Below are 2,268 nucleotides of genomic sequence, written 5' to 3' on the forward strand. Positions count from 1 at the left end.
GGTGATTAGCGAAGGACCTGCTTTTATGCAGCCACCGAATCGAGTGGCCCACCCATGCAGTACGTCTTCAACTTTTAACTTTCAACCTGCCTCACCTCAGTGAGGCCAAAAACGCCACAATATCCACCCTCTCCTGACTCTTCGGAACACTGAAGTCCATATTGTTCCCCGGCACCAGTTCATCCGGATCGCGCAGCCACCGCTCCAGTCCCGCGCTGTCCCAGGCAACATGCCTGTCGCGCAACGCAGACGAATACGTGAAGCCCGTGGCACTCCCTGCCTGCCGTCCAAAGACACCCCGCAACCGCGGTCCTTCACGGTTGCTATCCAGCGCATGACATCCAGTGCATCGCCGCTCGAACAGCGCTTTGCCGCGCAGCGCATCCCCTGCATCGCTGCCACCTGCATCTGCTGGCAGCAGGCTCGTCAACGCTGCGACCTCATCCTTCGTCAGCGCCGCCCCGGGATGCAGCCAGCGATACTGCATCGGCGGCATCGATCCTCGCTTCGCCTGCTGCACAATCTGCTGCTTCAATACCTCCTGCCGGTCGGCAGAGAGCTGCGGCCACTGGGAGAGATCGAGGTGACGTCGCCCTTCCGCGACGTCACGCTCAATCAGCCAGCTTCCCGGAGCTAACCGTGCATAGGCAGGCCACGCCGTCGTCTCTGAATGACAGTCGGCGCACTTGGTGAGAAGCACCGCACGCGCCTGTGCCGGGAGGCCCGCCCCTTGCAGCAATGTGCTGCGGTCTGAGGGAGGGACCGTATGCAGATCACCCCAGGGATGCCAGCTTCCTGCCGCGATCGAGACCGCGCTGCATAGCAGCACGCCCACGGCAAGCTTCATCGCGTTCATGCCTGCTCCGCCAGTGTGTGGTCCACAACCGCCAGATGGCTCTGCCCGCGCGCAACCTTGACATGCGTCACGCCAAGAGCGGACCGGAGCTTGCCTGCCGGCACCACCATCGGTCCGGGATTCGGCGCCGCTCCCGGCGCTGGCTGCGGAAAGGCCGTCGCGCGTGCCGTATGGAAGGTCACATTTCCTTCCACCTTCTGCACCACCTGGTGGATATGCCCGTTCAGCACCGTCACCGATCCGAAGCGCTTCAACAGGGCGAGAGCCTGCTCTCCATCCTTCGTGCCCCAGCCCCACTGCTCGTACACCATCCACAGCGGGATATGCGCGAAGACGACGATCGGGGTCGACGCACTCAATCCGCTCAGCTCCGTCTTCATCCACGCAAGCTGCTCGGCGCCGAGGTTACCCATCGCATCAACCTGAACGCAGTTGTTCAGCCCAAGGAAACGCACGCCTTTGTGATCGAAGCTGTACCAGCCGGTGCCGTGTGTCCCTTTGCCAAAGCGCTGCTTGTACTGTTCGCCGTCGTCGATGAAGTCATGCTCTCCCGGAACGTAAAAGACCTCTTTCCCAAAGCCCTTCACGATCTGCGCCGCGGTGTCGAACTCCGCCGGCGTTGAGTTCTGCGTAATGTCGCCGGTGTGCAGCAGAAACTCCGGTGCGGCTCCGCCCGGTGTCTTTGCCCGCTCAATCGCGGTCTGCAATGTTCCTGTGACATCCGGATTCGCTCCCTTGTTGAAGCCGATATGCGAATCGCTGATCTGCACGAACGAGAAGCCTTCGTGCCCTGTCACCCGTTGTTTTGTTCCCTGTGCCAGCAGCTTCGCCGTTGGCACGCCTCCAGCCATCGTCCATAGCAGTCCGGTTCCGGCCCAAGCCATGCACTCCAGAAACTGCCGGCGGTCGATTCCGTCTCCGGCTTGCCTGTTCTCATCCTGCGTTTTGTTCTCTGCCATTGGTCTTCCCTCCATGGCAGAGAACCGCGCGGAGCCCGGATTATTCCACGAAAAACCCGAGGGAATAAAAAAGCTGTTCGCTGGTTAAACAGTCGATGGCCTTCGCAACCTTCCTTCGTCGCGGTTCGCCTCCGCCTATCTTCGGAGCAGGCGGGAGTGGGTCGGCGAATGCGAGTTCGTCTAAGATCATCGCCATGGACTTCGGCAGGCGCGCGCGTGCGGGATTTGAAGATCTCGCTCTGCCACAGCTTGCAAGCCTGTACAACCATGCCCGCTGGCTTTGCCGCGAAGAGGCTGAGGCTGAAGACCTCGTACAGGAGACGCTGTCCAAGGCTCTGCGCGCCTTCGACAGCTTTCAGCAGGGAACCAACTTCAAGGCATGGATCTTCCGCATCCAGCGCAATGCCTTTCTGAACTCGCGTACGGCCATTGCAGAGTCGCGCACTGTATTTC

3 protein-coding genes are annotated in these 2,268 nt (G+C 60.9%); 1 reads left to right on the forward strand and 2 read right to left on the reverse strand.

Annotation, left to right across the window (positions count from 1 at the left end; all coding sequences use genetic code 11):
• Positions 1-91: 91 nt before the first annotated feature.
• Together AB4043_RS22945 and AB4043_RS22950 are read right to left on the reverse strand one after the other, a co-directional pair.
• Complete coding sequence (locus tag AB4043_RS22945; protein WP_442302506.1) at positions 92-856, reverse strand: heme-binding domain-containing protein; 765 nt, start codon at positions 854-856, stop codon at positions 92-94.
• Positions 853-1,815, reverse strand: a complete 963-nt coding sequence (locus AB4043_RS22950) for a metallophosphoesterase family protein (protein ID WP_442302507.1) — start codon at positions 1,813-1,815, stop codon at positions 853-855. Before AB4043_RS22950 ends, AB4043_RS22945 begins: the two co-directional genes overlap by 4 nt.
• A gap of 95 nt (positions 1,816-1,910) precedes the next feature.
• Here AB4043_RS22950 and AB4043_RS22955 point away from each other — a divergent pair.
• Positions 1,911-2,268: sigma factor (locus AB4043_RS22955; RefSeq protein ID WP_442308203.1), on the forward strand; the 358-nt coding region annotated here is incomplete at its 3' end.

Source organism: Terriglobus sp. YAF25, from assembly GCF_052113305.1.
In the GTDB taxonomy this organism is placed as follows: Bacteria; Acidobacteriota; Terriglobia; order Terriglobales; family Acidobacteriaceae; genus Terriglobus.

Coding starts and splice junctions, on each gene's coding strand:
- AB4043_RS22945 (WP_442302506.1), bottom strand. CDS start 856: ATGAACGCGATGAAGCTTGCCGTGGGCGTGCTGCTATGCAGCGCGGTC.
- AB4043_RS22950 (WP_442302507.1), bottom strand. CDS start 1,815: ATGGCAGAGAACAAAACGCAGGATGAGAACAGGCAAGCCGGAGACGGA.